Origin of the sequence: Pseudomonas sp. GM79, assembly GCF_000282495.1 — a bacterium.
Taxonomy (GTDB): domain Bacteria; phylum Pseudomonadota; class Gammaproteobacteria; order Pseudomonadales; family Pseudomonadaceae; genus Aquipseudomonas.
The window spans coordinates 1-20407 of record NZ_AKJE01000082.1 but is presented as its reverse complement, the minus strand read 5'-3'; the positions used below and the strand labels follow the sequence as shown (position 1 = coordinate 20407).

15 protein-coding genes are annotated in these 20407 nt (G+C 60.0%); 7 read left to right on the top strand and 8 right to left on the bottom strand.

The genetic code is table 11. The annotated features are described in order from the left end of the window. Positions 1 to 8: 8 nt before the first annotated feature. Positions 9 to 1220 (bottom strand): CmpA/NrtA family ABC transporter substrate-binding protein, encoded by a 1212-nt coding sequence (locus PMI36_RS07740; RefSeq protein WP_008074084.1) that lies wholly within the window; start codon positions 1218 to 1220, stop codon positions 9 to 11. A 230-nt stretch (positions 1221 to 1450) separates the two neighbouring features. On the opposite strand from PMI36_RS07740, the gene PMI36_RS07745 reads away from it, so the two are divergent. Then, the gene (locus tag PMI36_RS07745) at positions 1451 to 2470 is read left to right on the top strand and encodes a quinone-dependent dihydroorotate dehydrogenase (protein WP_008074083.1); all 1020 of its coding nucleotides are present in this window, start codon (positions 1451 to 1453) and stop codon (positions 2468 to 2470) included. 252 nt (positions 2471 to 2722) lie between these two features. Here the strand turns inward: PMI36_RS07745 and rmf are convergent, their stop codons facing one another. Then, positions 2723 to 2938, bottom strand: a complete 216-nt coding sequence (rmf, locus tag PMI36_RS30885) for a ribosome modulation factor (RefSeq protein WP_003223300.1) — start codon at positions 2936 to 2938, stop codon at positions 2723 to 2725. Between the two features lie 530 nt (positions 2939 to 3468). Here rmf and rlmKL point away from each other — a divergent pair. Together rlmKL and PMI36_RS07755 are read left to right on the top strand one after the other, a co-directional pair. Beyond that, positions 3469 to 5739, top strand: a complete 2271-nt coding sequence (rlmKL, locus tag PMI36_RS07750; RefSeq protein ID WP_008074082.1) for a bifunctional 23S rRNA (guanine(2069)-N(7))-methyltransferase RlmK/23S rRNA (guanine(2445)-N(2))-methyltransferase RlmL — start codon at positions 3469 to 3471, stop codon at positions 5737 to 5739. A 142-nt stretch (positions 5740 to 5881) separates the two neighbouring features. Next, positions 5882 to 8272 (top strand): sensor domain-containing diguanylate cyclase, encoded by a 2391-nt coding sequence (locus tag PMI36_RS07755; protein ID WP_008074081.1) that lies wholly within the window; start codon positions 5882 to 5884, stop codon positions 8270 to 8272. Between the two features lie 136 nt (positions 8273 to 8408). Here the strand turns inward: PMI36_RS07755 and dacB are convergent, their stop codons facing one another. Further along, positions 8409 to 9869, bottom strand: a complete 1461-nt coding sequence (dacB, locus tag PMI36_RS07760; protein WP_008074080.1) for a D-alanyl-D-alanine carboxypeptidase/D-alanyl-D-alanine endopeptidase — start codon at positions 9867 to 9869, stop codon at positions 8409 to 8411. Between the two features lie 234 nt (positions 9870 to 10103). On the opposite strand from dacB, the gene PMI36_RS07765 reads away from it, so the two are divergent. Beyond that, a complete protein-coding gene (locus tag PMI36_RS07765) occupies positions 10104 to 10448 on the top strand; it encodes a YggL family protein (protein ID WP_007896965.1) in 345 nt (114 codons plus the stop codon). A 148-nt stretch (positions 10449 to 10596) separates the two neighbouring features. Here PMI36_RS07765 and PMI36_RS07770 read toward each other — a convergent pair whose 3' ends face one another. Then, positions 10597 to 11787, bottom strand: coding sequence for a benzoate/H(+) symporter BenE family transporter (locus tag PMI36_RS07770; RefSeq protein WP_008074079.1), 1191 nt, complete (start codon positions 11785 to 11787; stop codon positions 10597 to 10599). 357 nt (positions 11788 to 12144) lie between these two features. Between PMI36_RS07770 and PMI36_RS07775 the strand changes: the two genes are divergently transcribed. Further along, positions 12145 to 12909, top strand: coding sequence for a GntR family transcriptional regulator (locus PMI36_RS07775; protein ID WP_008074069.1), 765 nt, complete (start codon positions 12145 to 12147; stop codon positions 12907 to 12909). A gap of 192 nt (positions 12910 to 13101) precedes the next feature. Here PMI36_RS07775 and guaD read toward each other — a convergent pair whose 3' ends face one another. The 4 genes from guaD to xdhA form a co-directional block, all read right to left on the bottom strand. Then, positions 13102 to 14406 carry a guanine deaminase gene (gene guaD, locus PMI36_RS07780; protein WP_008074067.1) on the bottom strand — a complete coding sequence of 435 codons (1305 nt, stop codon included), beginning with the start codon at positions 14404 to 14406 and terminating at the stop codon, positions 13102 to 13104. Positions 14407 to 14447: 41 nt separating this feature from the next. Beyond that, positions 14448 to 15293 (bottom strand): xanthine dehydrogenase accessory protein XdhC, encoded by an 846-nt coding sequence (gene xdhC / locus PMI36_RS07785; protein ID WP_008074064.1) that lies wholly within the window; start codon positions 15291 to 15293, stop codon positions 14448 to 14450. 124 nt (positions 15294 to 15417) lie between these two features. Further along, positions 15418 to 17817, bottom strand: coding sequence for a xanthine dehydrogenase molybdopterin binding subunit (xdhB, locus tag PMI36_RS07790; RefSeq protein ID WP_008074063.1), 2400 nt, complete (start codon positions 17815 to 17817; stop codon positions 15418 to 15420). Next, a complete protein-coding gene (gene xdhA / locus PMI36_RS07795; RefSeq protein ID WP_008074061.1) occupies positions 17810 to 19264 on the bottom strand; it encodes a xanthine dehydrogenase small subunit in 1455 nt (484 codons plus the stop codon). The genes xdhB and xdhA overlap by 8 nt, the downstream gene beginning before the upstream one ends. 266 nt (positions 19265 to 19530) lie before the next feature. On the opposite strand from xdhA, the gene PMI36_RS07800 reads away from it, so the two are divergent. Both PMI36_RS07800 and PMI36_RS07805 read left to right on the top strand, forming a co-directional pair. Continuing rightward, positions 19531 to 20190: a GntR family transcriptional regulator gene (locus tag PMI36_RS07800; protein ID WP_008074060.1), complete on the top strand. Its 660-nt coding sequence runs from the start codon at positions 19531 to 19533 to the stop codon at positions 20188 to 20190. A gap of 2 nt (positions 20191 to 20192) precedes the next feature. Beyond that, positions 20193 to 20407: AAA family ATPase (locus tag PMI36_RS07805; protein ID WP_007943786.1), on the top strand; the 215-nt coding region annotated here is incomplete at its 3' end.

Here is a 20407-nt window from a genome sequence, read left to right as displayed (position 1 = left end):
GGCTCCTGTCAGCGGCTGGCGAGAAGGGGAGCGCTGTCGCTCATGGCGTGCAGCGTGAAGCTGCGGGCATAGCCGGCCGGGTCCGAGCCGTCCCAGACTTTGCCGTCGATCAGTTGACTGCTGCGCATTTCCTGACTCCGGGCGGGCACACCGACAGCAGTGGCGGCCTCACGGTATAAGTCTAGTTGCTGGACCTGACGGGCCACGCCGAGGTAATCCGGGTCGTCACGCAACAAACCCCAGCGCCGGAACTGGGTCATGAACCACATACCGTCGGACAAATACGGCAGATTGACCTCGCCACCACCGTGGAAACGCATGGCGTGTGGGTCTTGCCAGCGATTCCCCAGACCGTCGGCGTAGTCACCGAGCAAGCGCGGTTCGATGCAATCGAGCGGTGCATCCAGATATTCCGGCGCACTCAACAGTTGCGCGGTGCTGTGGCGATTTTCGTGGCTGGCTTCGATGAATCGGCTGGCTTCGAGGATTGCCATCACCAATGCCCGTGCGGTGTTGGGGTATTGCTCGACAAAGGCGCGGGTGCAGCCGAGGACTTTTTCCGGGTGGTCGGGCCACAGGGTCTGGCTGGTGGCCATCGTAAACCCGAGATTCTGCTGTACCGCACTGGCCGCCCACGGCTCGCCGACGCAGAAACCGTCGATGCGCCCGGCTTGCAAGTGAGCGACCATTTGCGGCGGCGGCACCACCACGCTGTCGACATCCTGCAACGGATGAATGCCCTGACTCGCGAGCCAGTAATACAGCCACATGGCGTGGGTGCCCGTAGGAAATGTCTGGGCGAAGGTCAGTTTTGGGCGACTTTGGTGCACGTGACGATCGAGTGCTTCAGGACTGGTCACACCCAGGGCCTGCAAGCCGTGGGAGAGGTTGATGCTCTGACCGTTCTGGTTCAGGCCCATGAGCACGGCCATGTCGGTGGAGGCTACGCCGCCGATGCCCAGGTGCACGGCGTAAATCAGGCCGTACAGGCTGTGGGCGGCGTCCAGTTCGCCGCTGACCAGTTTGTCTCGCAGGTTGGCCCAGGACGATTGGCGCTTGAGGTTCAGAGTCAGGCCATAAGGTTGGGCAAAGCCCTGAGTGGCGGCGACTACCACTGAGGCGCAGTCGCTCAGGGCCATGAAGCCGAGGTTGATTTCAGTCTTTTCCGGGGCATCGCTGCCGTTGACCCAGGCCAGAGGGCCGGCTGATGGTTCGTTCATCGATTTCGCACCTTCCAAAAAAAAGCGTCGTCCCAAGGCCCTTGCGTGGGCAAAGCCGGGTGACGACGCCATTGTCCTTCCACTCATCCCGCCGTTGGCATGAGTGCTGATGCCTGTAATTGGTGCAAGGCATATGCCATCGCCGGCTGATTTTGTTGCGCGCCTCGCCTGTGGACCCGATGCGCGGCTATAATCGCCGCCTCTCATCGCCAACCGAGTCAAGCCTGCCCATGTACACCCTGGCCCGTCAGCTGCTGTTCAAACTTTCCCCGGAAACCTCCCACGATCTGTCCCTGGACCTGATCGGCGCGGGCGGGCGTTTGGGCCTTAACGGCTTGCTGTGCAAGGCGCCGGCGAAACTGCCGGTAACGGTCATGGGCCTGGAGTTCCCGAACCCGGTGGGTTTGGCGGCCGGTCTGGACAAGAACGGTGCGGCGATCGATGGTTTTGCCCAATTGGGTTTCGGTTTCGTCGAAATCGGCACCATTACGCCGCGACCGCAACCGGGCAACCCGAAACCACGGATTTTCCGCTTGCCGGACGCCGAGGCGATCATCAACCGCATGGGCTTCAACAACCTCGGCGTCGATCACTTGCTCGCTCGCGTGGCGGCGGCCAAGTACAAGGGCGTGCTGGGCATCAACATCGGCAAGAACTTCGATACCCCGGTTGAACGTGCGGTCGATGACTACCTGATTTGCCTGGACAAGGTCTATGCCCACGCCAGCTACGTGACGGTCAACGTCAGTTCACCGAATACCCCGGGCCTGCGCAGCCTGCAATTCGGCGATTCGCTCAAGCAATTGCTCGCCGACCTGGCCACCCGCCGGGCGGAACTGGCCCTGCGTCACGGCAAGCATGTTCCGTTGGCGATCAAGATCGCGCCGGACATGACTGATGAAGAAACCGTTCAAGTCGCTCAAGCGTTGATCGAAACCGGGATGGACGCGGTGATTGCCACCAACACCACCCTGAGCCGCGTTGGCGTCGAAGGCATGGAGCATGGTGACGAGGCGGGCGGGTTGTCTGGCGCACCGGTTCGCGACAAGAGCACTCACACTGTGAAGGTCCTGGCGGCGGAACTGGCCGGTCGCTTGCCGATCATTGCCGTGGGCGGCATCACCGAAGGCAAGCACGCGGCTGAGAAAATCGCCGCGGGTGCGAGTTTGGTGCAGATTTACTCTGGCTTTATCTATAAAGGCCCGGCGCTGATTCGTGAATCGGTGGATGCCATAGCGGCCCTGCGCTAAATCCCGGTAGGAGCTGCCGAAGGCTGCGATCTTTTGATCTTGATTTTTTGTTCTCGCACGGATCGCCGAGAAACAAAATCAAAAGATCGCAGCCTTCGGCAGCTCCTACAGGGGATCGTGTTCGGTCTGCAATGCAGGCATAAAAAAGGGCTCCTCGAAGGAGCCCCTGGGCCGAAGCCCGCCGTCCGGATGGGACGTGCGTGGTTAAGTCGTTGCGTAATCAGATTGTCGTGTCGGAGTGTGTGCCCTGTATTAGCCGACGGCGTGAAGTTCGTTGAGTCTGTGGATTCCCGCAGTGCCGGTCATACCGTCCCAGTTGTCGCCGCGTCCTTCTCGCCAGCCATTGATCCAGGCTTGGCGTACCGACGGTAGAGTAAAAGGGCAAAGCTCACGGGATTTACCACCAACGCCATATTGATATCCGCGCAAAAATGCTCTTTCCAACGGATCACGCTTAAGTCTTCTCATAGGGTGTTTCCCTCACTTGTTGACTGTTTTTATCGCGTCGACCTCAATCGAGGTCAGGCAGAAAAATCCTGCCGTTGGCGGCTCGCTGCCGGCGTCGCGAGCCAAGGTGTTGACGCCGTTGCGACGTCAACCTGAGTTGAGTTCTAACCAATGCGTCACACCGAGGGAATGATCGTTTTGTCATAAGAACGTAACCATAAAGATGCTATGGCCATAAGTAACACGATATTTGTCCCGTGTTCATTGGCCAAAGCCCGGTATGATCGGCCCTGCGCGGGATGAGAGGGTTGAGGCCTTTAACGAGAATGACACCCGTTCACTTGGGGACTATTCGACGAAGGGTCGACTTATGACATTTTGTTGCATCAACTTTTTTATCTGCCCTGGCATCTAAGCTCTTTTAACCCGAGCAGTCAGGGTGGGACGGCACACCTTCGTGCCACGCGGGCGTTCTGTTAGAAAAACGCCTGATTGAAAACCGGATCGGCAATGCGTTGCCGGTTCACTTAGCTAAAGGCTCTGGAATTACCATGTCCGATCGTTTCGAACTCTTCCTCACTTGCCCCAAAGGCCTTGAAGGCCTGCTCATCGAGGAAGCCGTCGGGCTTGGCCTTGAGGAAGCACGTGAGCACACCTCGGCTGTGCGCGGCATGGCCACCATGGAAACCGCCTATCGCCTGTGCCTGTGGTCGCGTCTGGCGAACCGCGTGCTGCTGGTGCTCAAGCGCTTCCCGATGAAAGACGCCGAAGACCTCTACCACGGCGTGCTGGATATCGAGTGGCAAGACCACATGCTCAATGACGGCACCCTGGCCGTCGAATTCAGCGGTCACGGTTCGGGCATTGATAACACGCACTTCGGCGCCTTGAAGGTCAAGGATGCGATCGTTGATAAACTGCGCACCCCCCAGGGCGACCGTCCATCCATCGACAAGCTCAACCCGGACCTGCGCATTCACCTGCGTCTGGACCGTGGCGAAGCGATTTTGTCCCTCGATCTGTCCGGTCACAGCCTGCACCAGCGTGGCTACCGCTTGCAGCAGGGCGCGGCGCCGCTGAAGGAAAACCTCGCGGCGGCGATTCTGATCCGTTCCGGCTGGCCACGGATTGCCGCCGATGGCGGCGCACTGGCTGACCCGATGTGCGGTGTCGGTACGTTCCTGGTCGAAGCGGCGATGATCGCCGCCGACATGGCGCCGAACCTGCGTCGTGAGCAGTGGGGCTTCACCGCCTGGCTCGGTCACGTGCCGGCGCTGTGGAAAAAACTTCACGAAGAAGCCACCGAACGCGCCGCAGCTGGCCTGGCCAAGCCACCGCTGTGGATTCGCGGTTACGAAGCTGACCCGCGCCTGATTCAACCGGGCCGCAATAACGTCGAACGTGCCGGCCTGAGCGAGTGGATCAAGATCTACCAGGGCGAAGTCGCGACGTTCGAGCCGCGTCCGGACCAGAACCAGAAAGGCCTGGTGATCTGCAACCCTCCGTACGGCGAGCGTCTGGGCGATGAGGCGAGCCTGCTCTACCTCTACCAGAACCTCGGCGAACGTCTGCGTCAGGCGTGCCTGAACTGGGAAGCGGCGGTGTTCACCGGCGCCCCGGACCTGGGCAAGCGCATGGGCATCCGCAGCCACAAGCAGTACTCGTTCTGGAACGGCGCCTTGCCGTGCAAATTGCTGCTGATCAAGGTCACGCCGGACCAGTTTGTCACCGGCGAGCGTCGCACTCCGGAACAGCGCCAGATCGAGCGCGAACAGGCCGAATCCGACGCTCCATCGAACATCGAAGCACCGGGCAAATACGAGAAGTACAACAAGAACGGCAACCCGATCAAGCCGGCCCCGGTGGTGATCGAGCAACCGCGCTTGAGCGAAGGCGGGCAGATGTTCGCCAACCGTCTGCAAAAAAACCTCAAGGCTTTGGGCAAGTGGGTCAAGCGTGAAGGCATCGACTGCTACCGCGTCTACGATGCCGACATGCCGGAGTATTCCATGGCCATCGACCTGTATCACGACTGGGTCCACGTTCAGGAATACGCCGCTCCGAAATCCATCGATCCGGAAAAAGCCTCGGCACGGATGTTTGATGCCTTGGCGGCGATCCCGCAGGCGCTGAACATCGACAAGAACCGCGTGGTGGTCAAACGTCGCGAGCGTCAGAGCGGCACCAAGCAGTACGAACGCCAGAGCGCACAGGGCAAGTTCAATGAGGTCAACGAAGGCGGCGTGAAGCTGCTGGTGAACCTCACCGACTACCTCGACACCGGGCTGTTCCTCGACCACCGGCCGATGCGCATGCGAATCCAGAAAGAGGCGGCCGGCAAGCGCTTCCTCAACCTGTATTGCTACACCGCGACCGCCAGCGTTCATGCAGCCAAGGGCGGTGCGCGCAGCACCACCAGCGTCGACCTGTCGAAAACCTATCTGGATTGGGCGCGTCGCAACCTGTCGCTGAACGGTTTTTCCGACAAAAACCGTCTGGAACAGGGCGATGTGATGGTCTGGCTCGATGCCTGCCGTGACGAGTACGACCTGATCTTCATCGACCCGCCGACCTTCTCCAACTCCAAGCGCATGGAAGGGATCTTCGACGTGCAGCGTGATCAGGTGCAGTTGATCGACTTGGCGATGGCTCGTCTGGCGCCGGGCGGGGTGTTGTACTTCTCCAACAACTTCCGCAAGTTCACGCTTGAGGAAAACCTCACCGAGCGTTATGCCGTTGAAGAAATCACCGCCCAGACCATCGATCCGGATTTCGCCCGTAATGGCAAGATCCATCGTGCCTGGAAGATCACTGCACGCTGACACTTGAGCCTGATTGGATCCAGAGCCTTGATTTTTAAAGGCTCTTGGGTTCTTTCAGTGCTGGTCAAATTAGTGGCTAATAGCTATAACTCAATGCATGGCCAATGGGCTTTTCCGGCACCTGGCGTTTTGAGTTGTATCTATGTCGCTGCACGCCGTGCGCCCCAAGATCCTGGGTTTTATCCGCGAAGATGTTTCGGCCTGGCTGGTCGCACTGTTGGCATTGCTTGTCGGCGGTGTTCTCACGGGATTGCTGGCCTGGGCGACGTTCAATCAGTTTCATCAGCAATTGCGGCAACGTTTCCAGCTGCTCGCCAGTGAACGTTACAGCCGTATCGAAGAACGTTTCGAAGATCAGGAGCAGCGCCTTGACGGCCTGCGTCGGTTCTTCGTCAATTCCGAATCGGTGTCCCGCGAGGAATTTGACGGTTACGCCAAACCTCTTTTGCGTCGCACCCAGGCCTACTCCTGGGCCCCTCGGGTTTCCCGCACTGAACGACCGCTACTTGAACGCGCGGTGAGCGCAGAGGGATTGAGCGATTTCACCTTTCGCGAACTCAACGCCGATGGTCAGTTGCAACTAGCCGGCTTGCGAGATGAGTACGTGCCCGTGCTCTACACCCAAACCCAAAGCCGACTGCCCACGCCGCTGGGTTACGACCTGCTGGCCCAGCCCCTGCGCCGTTCGACCCTGGAACGCGCCGATCGCAATGGCCGTATGGCCGTGTCGCAACCGTTGCATCTGGTAGGCATCGAGCCCGCCTATTCGCGGGGCGTGTTGCTAGTGACTCCGGTCATCCATCAGAACATCCCCAATGCTGCGCCCGCCGGCTATGTCATGGCGGTGATCAGCATGCGTCAGCTGCTGGCGGACGGGCTGCCGGAAGGGAATCAGGACTCTCTCTCGGTGCGTATCCTCGATTTGTCCACCGCGGATCAGCACGAAGTATTGTACGAGTCGACCAACACGGCAGGGGCCAGTGGCTTGTCCTCCACGCGTTTGCTACGTCTGGCCGACCACGATTATCAAGTGGATATGCGTCCCAGCGCCGCGTTCCTGAAAGCCAACCATTCCTCGGTGGCCAGTCTGGTGGTACTCGGCGGTTTGCTCAGCCTGCTGCTCAGTGTGTTTCTCTATGTGTTGGTCAGCCAGCGCCAGCGAGCGCTGAAAATGGTGGAGCTGCGGACCCGGGAACTTCACGACCGTGAGCAAGAGTTACGCGGCACGCATGGCCAGTTGCGCGGTGTGCTGGATGCCGCGACTCAGGTGGCAATCATCGCCACCGACTTGCGCGGGGTGATCAGCACCTTCAATGCCGGTGCAGAGCAAATGCTCGGTTACACCAGTGCTCAGGTCGTAGGCCATATGACCCTGGAAAGCCTGCACCTGCCCCGGGAACTCGAAGCGCGCTCGGCCGAGTTGAGCGCGCGCTATGGCAAGCCCATCCCGACGTGTCAGGCGATGCTGGTCGAAGGCGGGGAAGAGGGCGGTCACGAAGCCCGTGAGTGGACGCTGGTGCGCCACGACGCCAGTCACTTGACGGTGAACATGCTGGCGACCCCGGTACTCGACGAGCAAGGCTTGTGGGTCGGGCACCTGGCGATTTGTATCGACATCACCGAGCGCAAGCGCGTCCACGAAGCCCTGGCGGCACGGGACCTGTTGTTGAAGAAACTCAGCGCCCATGTGCCCGGCGGGATCTACCAGTTCAAGATGGAATTCGATGGGCGCTTCAGCGTGATCTACGCCAGCGACGGTATGCGCGATATCTACGAACTCGAGCCGGAGGTGCTGTTGCTCAACGCCGAAGCGGTGTTCGCGCGGATTCATCCTCAGGACACGCGCCGGGTCCGCGCTTCGATCCTGGCCTCGGCGGACACCCTCAGCCCCTGGCGTGAAGAGTACCGCGTGCAATTGCCTGAGCGCGGTCTGCGTTGGGTCCGCGGCGAAGCGACGCCGGAGGAACTGCCTGGTGGCGGTGTTCTGTGGCATGGCTACATTTCCGACATCTCCGACCTCAAGCGAGTGGAAGAGGAATTGCGCGCACTGTCGGTGACCGACTCCCTGACCGGGATCCATAACCGTCGCTACTTCCAGGAGCGCCTGACCACCGAAATGGCTCGGGTCGAGCGCGGCGGTGGCGAGTTGTCGGTGATCATGCTCGACATCGATCACTTCAAACGCATCAACGATCAGCACGGTCATGCCGTGGGTGATCGGGTATTGCAGGCCGTGTGCGAGCGCATTGGCGGTCGCTTGCGGCGCACCGATGTGTTCTGTCGCCTGGGCGGTGAAGAGTTCATGGTGCTCTGTCCGGATATCGACGGCGAACAGGCTCATGTGCTGGCCGTGGAGTTGTGGCAAGGGTTGCGCAGTGCGCCGATCGACGAGGTCGGGATCGTCACCGCGAGTTTCGGGATTGCCAGTTGGCGGGCCGGAGAGGGCGCGGATGCGCTGCTGTTGCGGGCGGACTCAGGGGTATATGCGGCGAAGCAGGCGGGAAGGGATCGGGTTGAGGGGCAGATGAGCTAAGACAGCATGCGGACCCTGTGGGAGCGGGCTTGCTCGCGAATGCGGTGTATCAGTCGACATTAATGCTGAATGACACACCGCATTCGCGAGCAAGCCCGCTCCCACATTTTTGATCTCCAGTGTCTGGACGATCGGGTTACAACACCGAAGCCGTTTCCGGCAATTTCGGCTGGCGGTACAGGTCCAGCAGTACCTGATCCAGCACCGAGGAGGCGCCAAACGGTGCCTTGTCGTTGAGGATCGCCACCACCGCCCAGGTATTGCCATTGATGTCGCGGCTGTAGCCGGAGATGGCGCGCACGGTGTTCAGGGTGCCGGTCTTGACGTGGGCTTCACCGCGCATCGCGGTGGTCTTCAGGCGTTTGCGCATGGTGCCGTCGGTGCCGGCAATTGGCATCGAGCTGATGAACTCGGCGGAATACGGGCTGCGCCAGGCGGCTTGCAGCATTGCGGCCATTTCACGGGCACTCACGCGCTCGGCGCGGGACAGGCCGGAGCCGTTCTCCATCACCAGGTGTGGCGCAGTGATGCCTTTCTTCGCCAGCCACTGACGCACCACGCGCTGGGCTGCCTTGGCATCATCACCGTCGGCATCCGTGCGGAACTTCTGGCCCAGGCTCAGGAACAACTGCTGAGCCATGGTGTTGTTACTGTATTTGTTGATGTCGCGAATGATCTCCGCCAGGTCTGGCGAGTAGGCCCGGGCCAGCACCTTGGCGTTGCTCGGCGTCGGTGCCAGACGATCCTGGCCCTGGATGCTGCCGCCCAATTCCTTCCAGATCGCCCGCACAGCGCCAGCGGTGTAGGTCGCGTGGTCGAGCAGCGACAGATAGGTCTGGGAGCTGCAGCCTTCGCCCAACTGGCCGCCAACGGTCACGGTGACGCTGCCATCAGCCTGGGGCACCGGGTTGTAACGCACGCCACCGGTGCATTGCTTGGAGTTGAGCGCCTTGACCTGATTGTCGATGCGGATGCTGGCAATCGGTGGCTCGACCGACACCAGGACCTTGCCCGAGTCGTTGCGGGCCACGAAGCGCAGGGCCTTGAGGTTGACCAATAGCGCGTCGGGCTTGACCAGGAACGGCTTGTTATCGTCGTTGCCGTCGTCATTGAATTCAGGCAGTTGCGGTTGCACGAAGAAGCCGCGGTCCAGCACCAGGTCGCCGGTGACCTGGGTCACACCGTTGGCGCGCAAATCACGCATCAGCAGCCAGAGCTTTTCCATGTTGAGCTTCGGATCGCCGCCACCCTTGAGGTAGAGGTTGCCGTTGAGGATGCCGCCGCTGAGGGTGCCGTCGGTGTAGAACTCGGTTTTCCACTGGTGGTTCGGGCCGAGCATTTCCAGCGCGGCGTACGTGGTCACCAGCTTCATGGTCGAGGCCGGGTTAACCGAAACATCAGCGTTATGAATGGTTGGGGTGCCCGGGCCGTTAAGCGGGATCATCACCAGCGACAGGGCACTGTCTTGCAGTTTGCTGGCCTTGAGGGCCTTTTCGACGTTGGGCGACAGGGCGGTGTTGATCGAGGCGGCGGAAACGGGGAGGGCCAGGGGCAGAAGAAGGCTGGCCAGCAGCAATGGACGCAAAGATTTGATCATTTGAAATAAAACCCTACAGCCGAGGGGAAAAAAGACGAGGGCATGGAGATAAATTCCCTCAGCGGTCATGAAAGTGTCGGCATTATGCCCCAAGGTGCAACAGCTTGTGCCGTACCCCGGTCGTCTAATCCGCTATTTTTTTACCGGCGGTAGGTGTTGCGGCATTCTGAGACGGGCAATCGGCGCCTTAAACTGCTAAAGTGCGGCCCGTTAATACTTTTGAGGATTGTTCCAATGGCGACTAACCGTTCCCAGCGTCTGCGCAAAAAACTGTGCGTCGATGAATTTCAAGAGCTGGGTTTCGAACTGAACCTGGATTTCAAAGAAGATTTGGCTGATGAAGCCATTGATGCTTTCCTCGACGCGTTCCTGAAAGAAGCCATGGAAGCCAACGGTCTGGGCTATGTTGGCGGCGACGACTTCGGTCTGGTTTGCCTGCAAAAGCGTGGCTCGGTCTCCGAAGAGCAGCGTGCCGCTGTTGAAGCCTGGCTCAAAGGCCGCAGCGAACTGACCGAAGCAACCGTCAGCCCGCTGATCGACGTCTGGTACCCGGAAAAGCCGATCAATCCGGTAGCTTGATGTTCTAAAAAACGGCGACCCAAGGGTCGCCGTTTTTTTTGAAGATCAAAGGATCGCAGCCTCGTTTCACTCGACAGCTCCTACACAGCGCCTACCATCGAATGCGTTGCCCTGTAGGAGCTGTCGAGTGAAACGAGGCTGCGATCTTTTAGGCTCCACGCCAATTCAAGATAACCAACGTCAACACCCCCGCCACAATCCCCCAGAACGCCGAACCGATGGAAAACAGCGTCAACCCCGATGCCGTGACCATAAAGGTAATCAGCGCTGCTTCCCGTTCCTGCACTTGCGCCATGGCAATGCTCAACCCATTGATGATTGAGCCGAACAGCGCGAGCGCGGCAATCGACAGCACCAGCTCTTTAGGCAGTGCGGCAAACAACGCCGCCAGCGTCGCGCCGAACACCCCGGCAATCCCGTAGAAAATCCCGCACCAGACGGCGGCCGTGTAGCGCTTGTTACGATCCTCATGGGCATGCGGCCCGGTGCAGATTGCCGCGCTGATGGCGGCCAGGTTGATCCCATGGGAGCCGAAGGGCGCCAACAGCAACGAGGCAATGCCGGTGGTGGTGATCAGTGGCGAGGCTGGCACGTTGTAGCCGTCGGCGCGCAATACGGCGATACCCGGCATGTTCTGCGAGGTCATCGCCACCACGAACAGCGGAATGCCAATGCTGATGGTCGCGGCCAGGGAGAAATGCGGTGTAGTCCAGACCGGTGTCGCGACTTCCAGATGGAAGCCACTGAAATCCAGCAACCCCATAAATCCTGACAGCACAGTGCCGATCAACAGCGCGGCGAGCACGGCGTAGCGCGGCGACAGGCGTTTAACCACCAGATAGGTGAAGAACATTCCCAGGACCAGCGCAGTGCGGTGCTGGGCGGCGACGAAAATCTCGCTGCCAATTTTGAACAGAATTCCCGCCAGCAACGCCGCCGCCAATGAGGCCGGAATCTTTTTCACCAGCCGTTCGAAACTGCCGGTCAGGCCGCAGAGGGTCACCAGCACCGCGCAAGTTATATAGGCGCCAATCGCCTCGCCGTAGCTGACACCGCCAAGGCTGGTGATCAGCAACGCCGCGCCGGGGGTCGACCAGGCGATGGTGATCGGGGTGCGGTAGCGCAAGGACAAGCCGATCGAGCATACCGCCATGCCGATAGAGATCGCCCAGATCCACGACGAAATCTGCCCGCTGGTCAGGCCCGCTGCTTGCCCGGCCTGGAACATCAGCACCAGTGAACTGGTGTAGCCGGTCATCATGGCAATGAACCCGGCGACGATGGCCGAGGGTGATGTGTCAGTCAGAGGGCGAAGCTGCGTGTGCGTGGCGTCGGTCATGACAGCGTTGTTCCTTATACATGAAGATGTCCGAAGCGACGCTGAACCCTGTGGGAGCGTGGCTTGCCCGCGAAGGCGTAGTGTCAGTCGACATCAATGCTGAATGACACGGCGCCTTCGCGGGCAAGCCACGCTCCCACAAGGGATTGTGTTCAGGCTGCGGATTCTGCGTTCAAGCCTAAACTGAAAAGTAACCGGTCGTTGCAATACAGCGAGGGCGACAAACAGCCGTACAGTCGTGTTGCCACCTTCCATTGTGTACAATCGCGGTGTTTTTTACGCGATACTTGCCAGCGACCCACTGTGCCGTATTACAGTCACGGTCAATTCGCCGCAGTTCTCCCGACTCGAGTGCCCATGAACGAACAGTTGCAACCCCTCAAGAAACAACCGCGAGCAGGCAAAGCCGGCCGCAGCGGTACCCAGGACGATATTGTCTACGCGCATATCTTCGAGGCTATCCTCGAACAGCGTCTGGCGCCCGGCACCAAGTTGAGCGAAGAAGCGCTGGGGGAAATTTTCGGGGTCAGCCGCACCATCATTCGCCGCGCGCTGTCGCGTCTGGCCCATGAAGGCGTGGTGTTGCTGCGACCGAATCGCGGTGCTGTCGTGGCCAGCCCGAGTGTCGATGAGGCCCGTCAGGTGTTTATGGCCCGGCGTCTGGTGGAGCGGGCGATCACTGAATTGGCGGTTCAGCATGCCACTGCCGAGGAGATTGCCGACTTGCGGCAGATGGTCAACGACGAACGCGACAGTTTCTCCCGGGGCGATCGTGGTGCCGGAATCCGTCTGTCGGGCGAATTTCACTTGAAGCTGGCCGAAGCGGCGAAAAACACGCCGCTGATCAGCTTCCAGCGCAGCCTGGTGTCCCAGACTTCGTTGATCATCGCCCAGTACGAGAGCGGCAACCGTTCCCACTGTTCCTACGATGAACACACTCAGTTGATCAACGCCATCGAAGCGCGGGACGCGACGCTGGCGGTGGACCTGATGATGCATCACATGGACCACATCGACAGCAAACTCAACCTTGACGAAGAAAGTGCGTCGGATGATTTGCATGCGGTGTTTTCGCATTTGTTGCAGACCAAGAAGCCTGGGCGGCCTGTCGCCAAATTCTGATGTGATTCAGGGGCACCGCGTCGAACCCTTCGCGAGCAAGCCCGCTCCCACATTGGATCTGCTGTGTTCACACAATGTGTGGCTAGCGCAGTTCAAATGTGGGAGCGGGCTTGCTCGCGAAGGCGGCCTCAAAAACACAAAAAAATCCCCCGCAACCAACGATTGCGGGGGATTTTTTTTGCCCGGAATAGCTTAACGCTGATGCACCAGATTCCCCGCCGCATACGTCTGCAGAACAGTCCGGTCATCCCCCAGCGTCATCAATACAAACAACGTCTCGGCAATGTTATTGGCCTGTTTCAGGCGATAGCTGAGCAGTGGCGTGGCGTTGTAGTCCAGCACCAGGAAGTCCGCGTCGGTGCCCGGCTGCAAGGTACCGATCTTGTCTTCCAGACGTAGTGCGCGGGCGCCGCCGAGGGTGGCCAGGTACAGCGACTTGAACGGGCTCAGCCGCGCGCCTTGCAGTTGCATGACTTTGTAGGCTTCGTTCAGGGTTTGCAGCAGCGAGAAGCTGGTGCCGCCACCGACGTCGGTACCGAGGCCGACATTGAGTTTGTGCTTCTCGGCCATTGGCAGGTTGAACAGACCGCTGCCGAGGAAGAAGTTCGAGGTCGGGCAGAAGGCGATCGCCGAGCCGGTTTCCGCCAGCCGCGCACACTCGTCGTCGCACAGGTGCACGCCGTGAGCGAACACCGAGCGCTCGCCGAGCAATTGGTAGTGATCGTAGACATCCAGGTAGCCCTTGCGCTCCGGGAACAGCGCCTTGACCCACTCGATTTCCTTGAGGTTTTCGCTGATGTGGGTCTGCATGTACAGATCCGGGTATTCGCTGAGCAACTGGCCGGCGAGGGTCAGTTGTTCCGGGGTGCTGGTCGGTGCAAAACGCGGAGTGACCGCGTAGTGCAAGCGACCCTTGCCGTGCCAGCGCTCGATCAGCGCCTTGCTTTCGACGTAGCTCGATTCGGCGGTGTCGGTCAGGTAGTCCGGCGCGTTGCGATCCATCATCACCTTGCCGGCAATCATTCGCAGGTCCAGCTGTTCGGCGGCCTCGAAGAACGAGTTCACCGACTGCGGATGCACGCTGCCGAACACCAGGGCCGTGGTGGTACCGTTGCGCAGCAGTTCCTTGATGAAAATGTCCGCGACTTGGTCCGCATGGTTCTTGTCGGCGAACTGGCTTTCACAGGGGAAGGTGTAGGTGTTCAGCCAGTCCAGTAGTTGTTCGCCATAGGCGCCGACCATGCCGGTTTGCGGCAGGTGGATGTGGGTGTCGATGAAGCCCGGGGTGATCAGCGCGTCCTGATAATGGGTGATCTCGATGTCGGCCGGCAGGGTCGGCAGCAATTCGCTGGCGTGGCCGATGGCACTGATCTGGCCGTTATCGACCACCAGCAGGCCGTCTTCGAAATACTCGTACGAGGCTTCGATACCCACTTCGGCAGGGTCGGCGATGCTGTGCAGAATGGCGGCGCGGTAGGCTTTGCGAGTCAGGGGCATGAGCGTTCTCAATTAGTTCGAAGCTGTTCAGTTCGAAGCTTTCAGTTCAAAGCTTGGCTGCGGCGTGAAGCAGGCAGCAGTTTGGCGATCGATGATCCGGCGCTGGCGGTGTGCTGGCCGAAATTCGCGTTATAGGTGGCGATGATTTCGCCGGCGATGGAGATGGCGATTTCCACAGGCAACTTGCCTTTGACTTCGCCAATGCCCATCGGGCAGCGCATGCGTTGCAGCACGGTGCTGTCGAAGCCGCGGTCACGCAGGCGGTGTTCGAACTTCACCCGTTTGGTCTTCGAACCGATCAGGCCAAAGTAGGCGAAGTCGTTGCGCTTGAGAATCGCGGCGGTGAGTTCAAGGTCGAGCTGGTGGTTGTGGGTCATGACGATGCAGTAGCTGCCGGCGGGCAAGTCATCCACTTCATCCAGCGGTTCTTCAGTGACTATTTTGCGCACGCCATGGGGGATCTGATCGGGGAATTCAGCTTCCCGCGAGTCGATCCAGCGCACCCTGCAGGGCAGGCTGGCGAGCAGCGGCACCAGCGCCCGGCCGACGTGGCCGGCGCCAAACACAGCGATCTGCGCCTGGACCTGGCCCATCGGTTCGAACAGCAATACGGTCACGCCACCGCAGCACTGGCCCAGGCTGGCGCCTAGGCTGAAGCGTTCCAGATGGGTGTCCTGTCGGCCGCTGGCCAGCATCTCGCGGCCGATCTGCATGGCCTTGTACTCCAGATGCCCGCCACCGATGGTGTCGAATGTTTGCGTGGCGCTGATGACCATCTTCGAGCCGGTATTACGCGGCGTCGAGCCGAGCTCTTCGATGATGGTCACCAACACACAGGGTTCGCCCCGGGTTTGCAGGTCGGCGAGGGCGTCGATCCAGTTGTACATGTTTCACCTCGACATCTCTGTTGTCTGTTCGGCCGTCTTCGCGAGCAAGCCCGCTCCCACATTGGATTGGTGTTCACAATTCCCTTGTGGGAGCGGGCTTGCTCGCGAAGGCCGCACCTCGGTCTTACAGCGAAGCCAACTCGACTTCAGCCTCAACAGGCTTCAAAGACTTCAACTGGCGCATCTGCTCACAGCCCCACAACACCCGCTCCGGGGTCGCCGGTGCGTCGATTTTCGGTTGATGCTGGTAGTCGCCCAAACTGGCCACGGCGTCCTTGATCGCGCACCACGCGGCGATGCCAAGCATGAACGGCGGCTCACCCACGGCCTTGGAATGGAACACCGTGTCTTCCGGATTTTTGCGGTTTTCCACCAGCTTCACCCGCAGGTCCAATGGCATGTCTGCCACCGCCGGGATCTTGTAGCTGGCCGGGCCGTTGGTCATCAGTTTGCCTTTGTTGTTCCACACCAGTTCTTCCATGGTCAGCCAGCCCATGCCCTGGATGAAACCGCCCTCGACCTGACCGATGTCGATCGCCGGGTTCAGCGAGTCGCCGACATCGTGAAGAATGTCGGTACGCAGCATCTTGTACTCGCCGGTCAGGGTGTCGACGATCACCTCGGCGCAGGCTGCACCGAAGGCGTAGTAGTAGAACGGCCGACCCCGCGCCTGGCTGCGGTCGTAGTAGATTTTCGGGGTCTTGTAGAAGCCGGTGCTCGACAGCGACACCTGAGCGAAATACGCCTGCTGGATCAGCGATTCAAACGTCAGGATGTGATCGCGGACCCGAACGTGACCGTTGTGGAACTCCACGTCTTCTTCACTGACCTTGTATTGCCGCGCGGCGAATTCCACCAGGCGTTTCTTGATGATTTCAGCCGCGTTTTGCGCCGCTTTACCATTGAGGTCGGCGCCGCTCGAAGCAGCGGTTGGCGAGGTGTTCGGCACCTTGTCGGTGTTGGTCGCAGTGATCTGCACGCGGTCCATTTCCACCTGGAACACTTCAGCCACGACTTGCGCAACCTTGGTGTTCAGACCCTGGCCCATTTCAGTGCCGCCGTGGTTCAGGTGGATGCTACCGTCGGTGTAGATGTGGATCAGTGCGCCGGCCTGGTTGAGGAAACTGGCGGTGAAGGAGATACCGAATTTCACCGGGGTCAGCGCCAGGCCTTTTTTCAGGATAGGGCTGTTGGCGTTGTAGCGACGGATCGCTTCGCGACGCTCGGCGTACTGGCTGCTTTCTTCCAGTTCGGCGGTCATTTCCTCGAGCATATTGTGCTCGACGGTCTGGTAGTAATGGGTGATGTTGCGCTCGGTCTTGCCGTAGTAGTTGGCCTTGCGCACGGCCAGCGGATCGAGGCCCAGATGCCGGGCAATCGCGTCCATCACTTCTTCGATGGCGACCATGCCTTGCGGGCCGCCGAAACCACGGTAAGCGGTGTTCGACGCGGTGTTGGTCTTGCAGCGGTGACCGTTGATGGTCGCGTCGCCCAGGTAGTACGAGTTGTCGGCGTGGAACATCGCGCGGTCGACAATCGATGCCGACAAATCCGGTGAGCAACCGCAGTTGCCGGCCAGTTCCAGCGCAATGCCATGCAAGCGACCGGTGCTGTCGAAGCCCACGTCGTACTCGACGTAGAACGGGTGACGCTTGCCGGTCATCAGCATGTCTTCGACACGCGGCAGGCGCATTTTGGTCGGCTGACCAGTCAGGTGCGCGATCACCGCGCACAGGCACGCCGGGCTTGCCGCTTGAGTTTCCTTGCCGCCAAAACCACCGCCCATGCGGCGCATATCAACGACGATTTTGTTCATCGACACGTCCAGAACTTCGGCCACCAGTTTTTGCACTTCGGTGGGGTTCTGGGTCGAGCAGTAAACGATCATGCCGCCGTCTTCAGTCGGCATCACCGAAGATATCTGGGTTTCCAGATAAAAGTGTTCCTGGCCGCCGATGTGCAGCGTGCCCTGGATGCGATGTTCGGCAGTAGAAAGCGCAGTGGCCGAATCGCCACGTTGGTGGGTGTGGCTGTCGAGCACGAAATGGCGTTTGCGCAGCGCTTCGACCACGTCCAGAACCGGTTCCAGATCTTCATATTCGATGATCGCGGCCATCGCTGCTTTGCGCGCGGTTTCCAGGTCTTTCGCTGCGACGGCGAGTACCGGTTGACCGACGAACTGCACGTCATCGATGGCCAGCAATGGATCGCCCGGCAACAGCGGGCCGATGTCTTTCAGGCCTGGTACATCTTCGTGGGTGATGGCGATGCGCACGCCTTCGAAGGCGTAACAAGGCTTGGTGTCGATGCTGATGATTTTCGCGTGGGCGCGGTCCGACAGTCGTGCGTAAACGTGCAACTGATTGGGAAATTCCAGCCGATCGTCGATGTACTGCGCTTCACCGGACACATGCTTGTCGGCGCTGTCGTGCTTGACGCTGCGGCCGACACCGGTGGTCAGGTCCTTGGCGAACAATTCAGCCAGTTCGGCTTGGGTCTTCTCTACAGCGTGATGATTAGACATAAGCGGTCACCCGAGTCTCGATGTGCGGTGTTTGCAGTTCGATGAAGTATTTACGCAGCAGGTTTTGCGCGCTGAGCAGGCGGTATTCCTTGCTGGCGCGAAAGTCCGAGAGTGGCGTGAAGTCTTCGGCCAATGCAGCGCAGGCGCGTTCGAGGGTGGCGTTGTTGAACGGCGCACCGAGCAGGGCGGCCTCGCAGTTTTTGGCGCGTTTTGGAATGGCCGCCATGCCGCCGAAAGCAACGCGGGCGTCGGCGATCACTCCGGTGTCGATGCGCAGGTTGAACGCGGCACAAACGGCGGAAATGTCATCGTCCAGACGCTTGGAAACCTTGTAGGCGCGGAACAGTTGTTCAACGCTGGCGCGCGGCACGATGATCTTTTCGATGAACTCGCTTTCCTGGCGCGCGGTCACCCGGTAATCGATGAAGTAATCTTCCAGCGCCATGGTGCGGCGGGTTTCGCCTTTACACAGGACGATCTGCGCGCCGAGGGCGATCAGCAGCGGTGGTGAGTCACCGATCGGCGAGGCGTTGCCGATGTTGCCGCCTAGGGTGCCCTGGTTGCGGATCTGCAAGGACGCGAAGCGCTGCAGCAATTCGCCGAAGTCCGGGTACTCGGCCTTCAAGGCGTCGTAGCAGTCGGAGAGGGCGGTGGCGGCGCCGATTTCCAGGCGATCGTCGAAGCGTTCTATGCGTTTCATTTCGGCGACGTTGCCGACGTAAATCATCACCGGCAAGGTGCGGTGGAACTGGGTGACTTCCAGCGCCAGATCAGTGCCCCCGGCCAACAAACGGGCCTGTGGATAAGCGTCGTAGAGGTCGGCCAGATCGGCCACGGTCAGCGGCACCAGGCAGCGCTTGTCGCCACTGTTGAGTTCGCCGATATCGGTGGGGGCGATGGCTTTCAGGCGAGCGATAGTTTCCGCTTCGCGAGCATCGAATTGGTCGGGTTGTTTGCCACAGCATGATTGCTCGGCAGCGGCCAGGATCGGCCGATAACCGGTGCAACGGCAGAGGTTGCCGGCCAGGGCTTCGTGGGCTTTATGAGAATCGGGTGCGTCGCTGTTCTTTTGCAGCGCGAACAGAGACATCACGAAGCCCGGCGTGCAGAAACCGCATTGCGAGCCATGGCACTCGACCATGGCTTTTTGCACGCTGTGCAGCTCGCCCTGGTGCTTGAGGTCTTCGACGCTGATCAGTTGCTTGCCGTGCAAGGAGGAGACGAACGTCAGGCACGAGTTGAGGCTGCGATAGCGAATGTGTTCGCGGCCATCGTCGTCCGTCTGCAGCTCACCGACCACCACGGTGCAGGCGCCACAGTCACCGCTGGCGCAGCCTTCTTTGGTGCCGGGTTTGCCCACATGTTCGCGCAGATAGTTGAGCACGGTCAGGTTCGGGTCCAGGGCGTGCTCGCTACGGAGTTCCTGGTTTAGTAAAAACTGGATCACGGAAGGCCTCGCAAACTCATTATTGTTGTTTACCGACATGAGCCGAATTTATCAGGTCTGACTTTTCGGTCAATGATTTTCTGACTTAAAGGTCAGGAAATAGCGTTTTGTCGATCAACAACTCGTTTCTTCATTATTGACCCTCTAGAGGTAGCTTGCCTTTTGCTTGAATCGTGCCAAAAACCGCTGGGTGGGCACTCCGCCATGACCCATCAATTGCGCTACACTGCGCCGCTTGTGCAGATCGAAGAGTTTGAAGGACAACCATGACGTTCAAGGCGCCGGACAGCCTCGCCGAGCAAATCGCTCACCACCTCGCCGAACGTATCATTCGCGGCGAAATGAAGCCGGGGGAGCGCATCCAGGAACAGAAGGTCACGCTGGCCCTCAATGTCAGCCGCGGTTCAGTCCGTGAAGCCTTGCTGATCCTTGAGCGCCGCCACTTGATCGCGATTTTGCCGCGACGTGGTGCCCACGTGACCGAACTCACGGCGCACAAGGTACAAAGCCTGTGCACGCTGATGAGCGAGTTGTACATTTTGCTCGGCAACGCCGTGGCCAACGGCTGGCAAGTCCAGGCCGACATGGCGCCGTTCGTGGAGATCCAGCAGCGCCTGACCGCCAGCTACGAACGCCAGGACATCCGCACGTTCGTCGACGACAGCTTCAGTGTGATGCGCGCCGCCTATCCGTTCGCCAACAACCCGTACTTGCAGGAAACCGTCGAGAATCTGCAGCCGGCCATGAGCCGCGCGTATTTTCTCGCGCTGGATCAGCGCAAGGCCTCGATGAGCGAGTTTCTCGAGCTGTTCGAACGCTTGCTCGCTGCCGTGCTGGCTCGTGACTTTCCTCAGATCCGCGTGGTGCTGACGGCGTATGCCCAGCGCAGCTGCGATCTGGTGGTCTCTGCCCTGACGGTCGCTTAAGCGTGCGGCTCAAGTGCATCAAACTGGCGGGGTTCAAATCCTTCGTCGACCCGACCACGGTAAACTTCCCCAGTAACATGGCGGCGGTGGTCGGGCCCAATGGTTGCGGCAAGTCGAACATCATCGACGCCGTGCGTTGGGTGATGGGCGAGAGCTCGGCCAAGAACTTGCGCGGCGAGTCGATGACCGATGTCATCTTCAACGGCTCCACCAGCCG

Bases quoted from the DNA above. Each gene is read 5' to 3' on its own strand.
- PMI36_RS07740 (WP_008074084.1), bottom strand. From the start codon at position 1,220: ATGAACGAACCATCAGCCGGCCCTCTGGCCTGGGTCAACGGCAGCGAT.
- PMI36_RS07745 (WP_008074083.1), top strand. From the start codon at position 1,451: ATGTACACCCTGGCCCGTCAGCTGCTGTTCAAACTTTCCCCGGAAACC.
- rmf (WP_003223300.1), bottom strand. From the start codon at position 2,938: ATGAGAAGACTTAAGCGTGATCCGTTGGAAAGAGCATTTTTGCGCGGA.
- rlmKL (WP_008074082.1), top strand. From the start codon at position 3,469: ATGTCCGATCGTTTCGAACTCTTCCTCACTTGCCCCAAAGGCCTTGAA.
- PMI36_RS07755 (WP_008074081.1), top strand. From the start codon at position 5,882: ATGTCGCTGCACGCCGTGCGCCCCAAGATCCTGGGTTTTATCCGCGAA.
- dacB (WP_008074080.1), bottom strand. From the start codon at position 9,869: ATGATCAAATCTTTGCGTCCATTGCTGCTGGCCAGCCTTCTTCTGCCC.
- PMI36_RS07765 (WP_007896965.1), top strand. From the start codon at position 10,104: ATGGCGACTAACCGTTCCCAGCGTCTGCGCAAAAAACTGTGCGTCGAT.
- PMI36_RS07770 (WP_008074079.1), bottom strand. From the start codon at position 11,787: ATGACCGACGCCACGCACACGCAGCTTCGCCCTCTGACTGACACATCA.
- PMI36_RS07775 (WP_008074069.1), top strand. From the start codon at position 12,145: ATGAACGAACAGTTGCAACCCCTCAAGAAACAACCGCGAGCAGGCAAA.
- guaD (WP_008074067.1), bottom strand. From the start codon at position 14,406: ATGCCCCTGACTCGCAAAGCCTACCGCGCCGCCATTCTGCACAGCATC.
- xdhC (WP_008074064.1), bottom strand. From the start codon at position 15,293: ATGTACAACTGGATCGACGCCCTCGCCGACCTGCAAACCCGGGGCGAA.
- xdhB (WP_008074063.1), bottom strand. From the start codon at position 17,817: ATGTCTAATCATCACGCTGTAGAGAAGACCCAAGCCGAACTGGCTGAA.
- PMI36_RS07800 (WP_008074060.1), top strand. From the start codon at position 19,531: ATGACGTTCAAGGCGCCGGACAGCCTCGCCGAGCAAATCGCTCACCAC.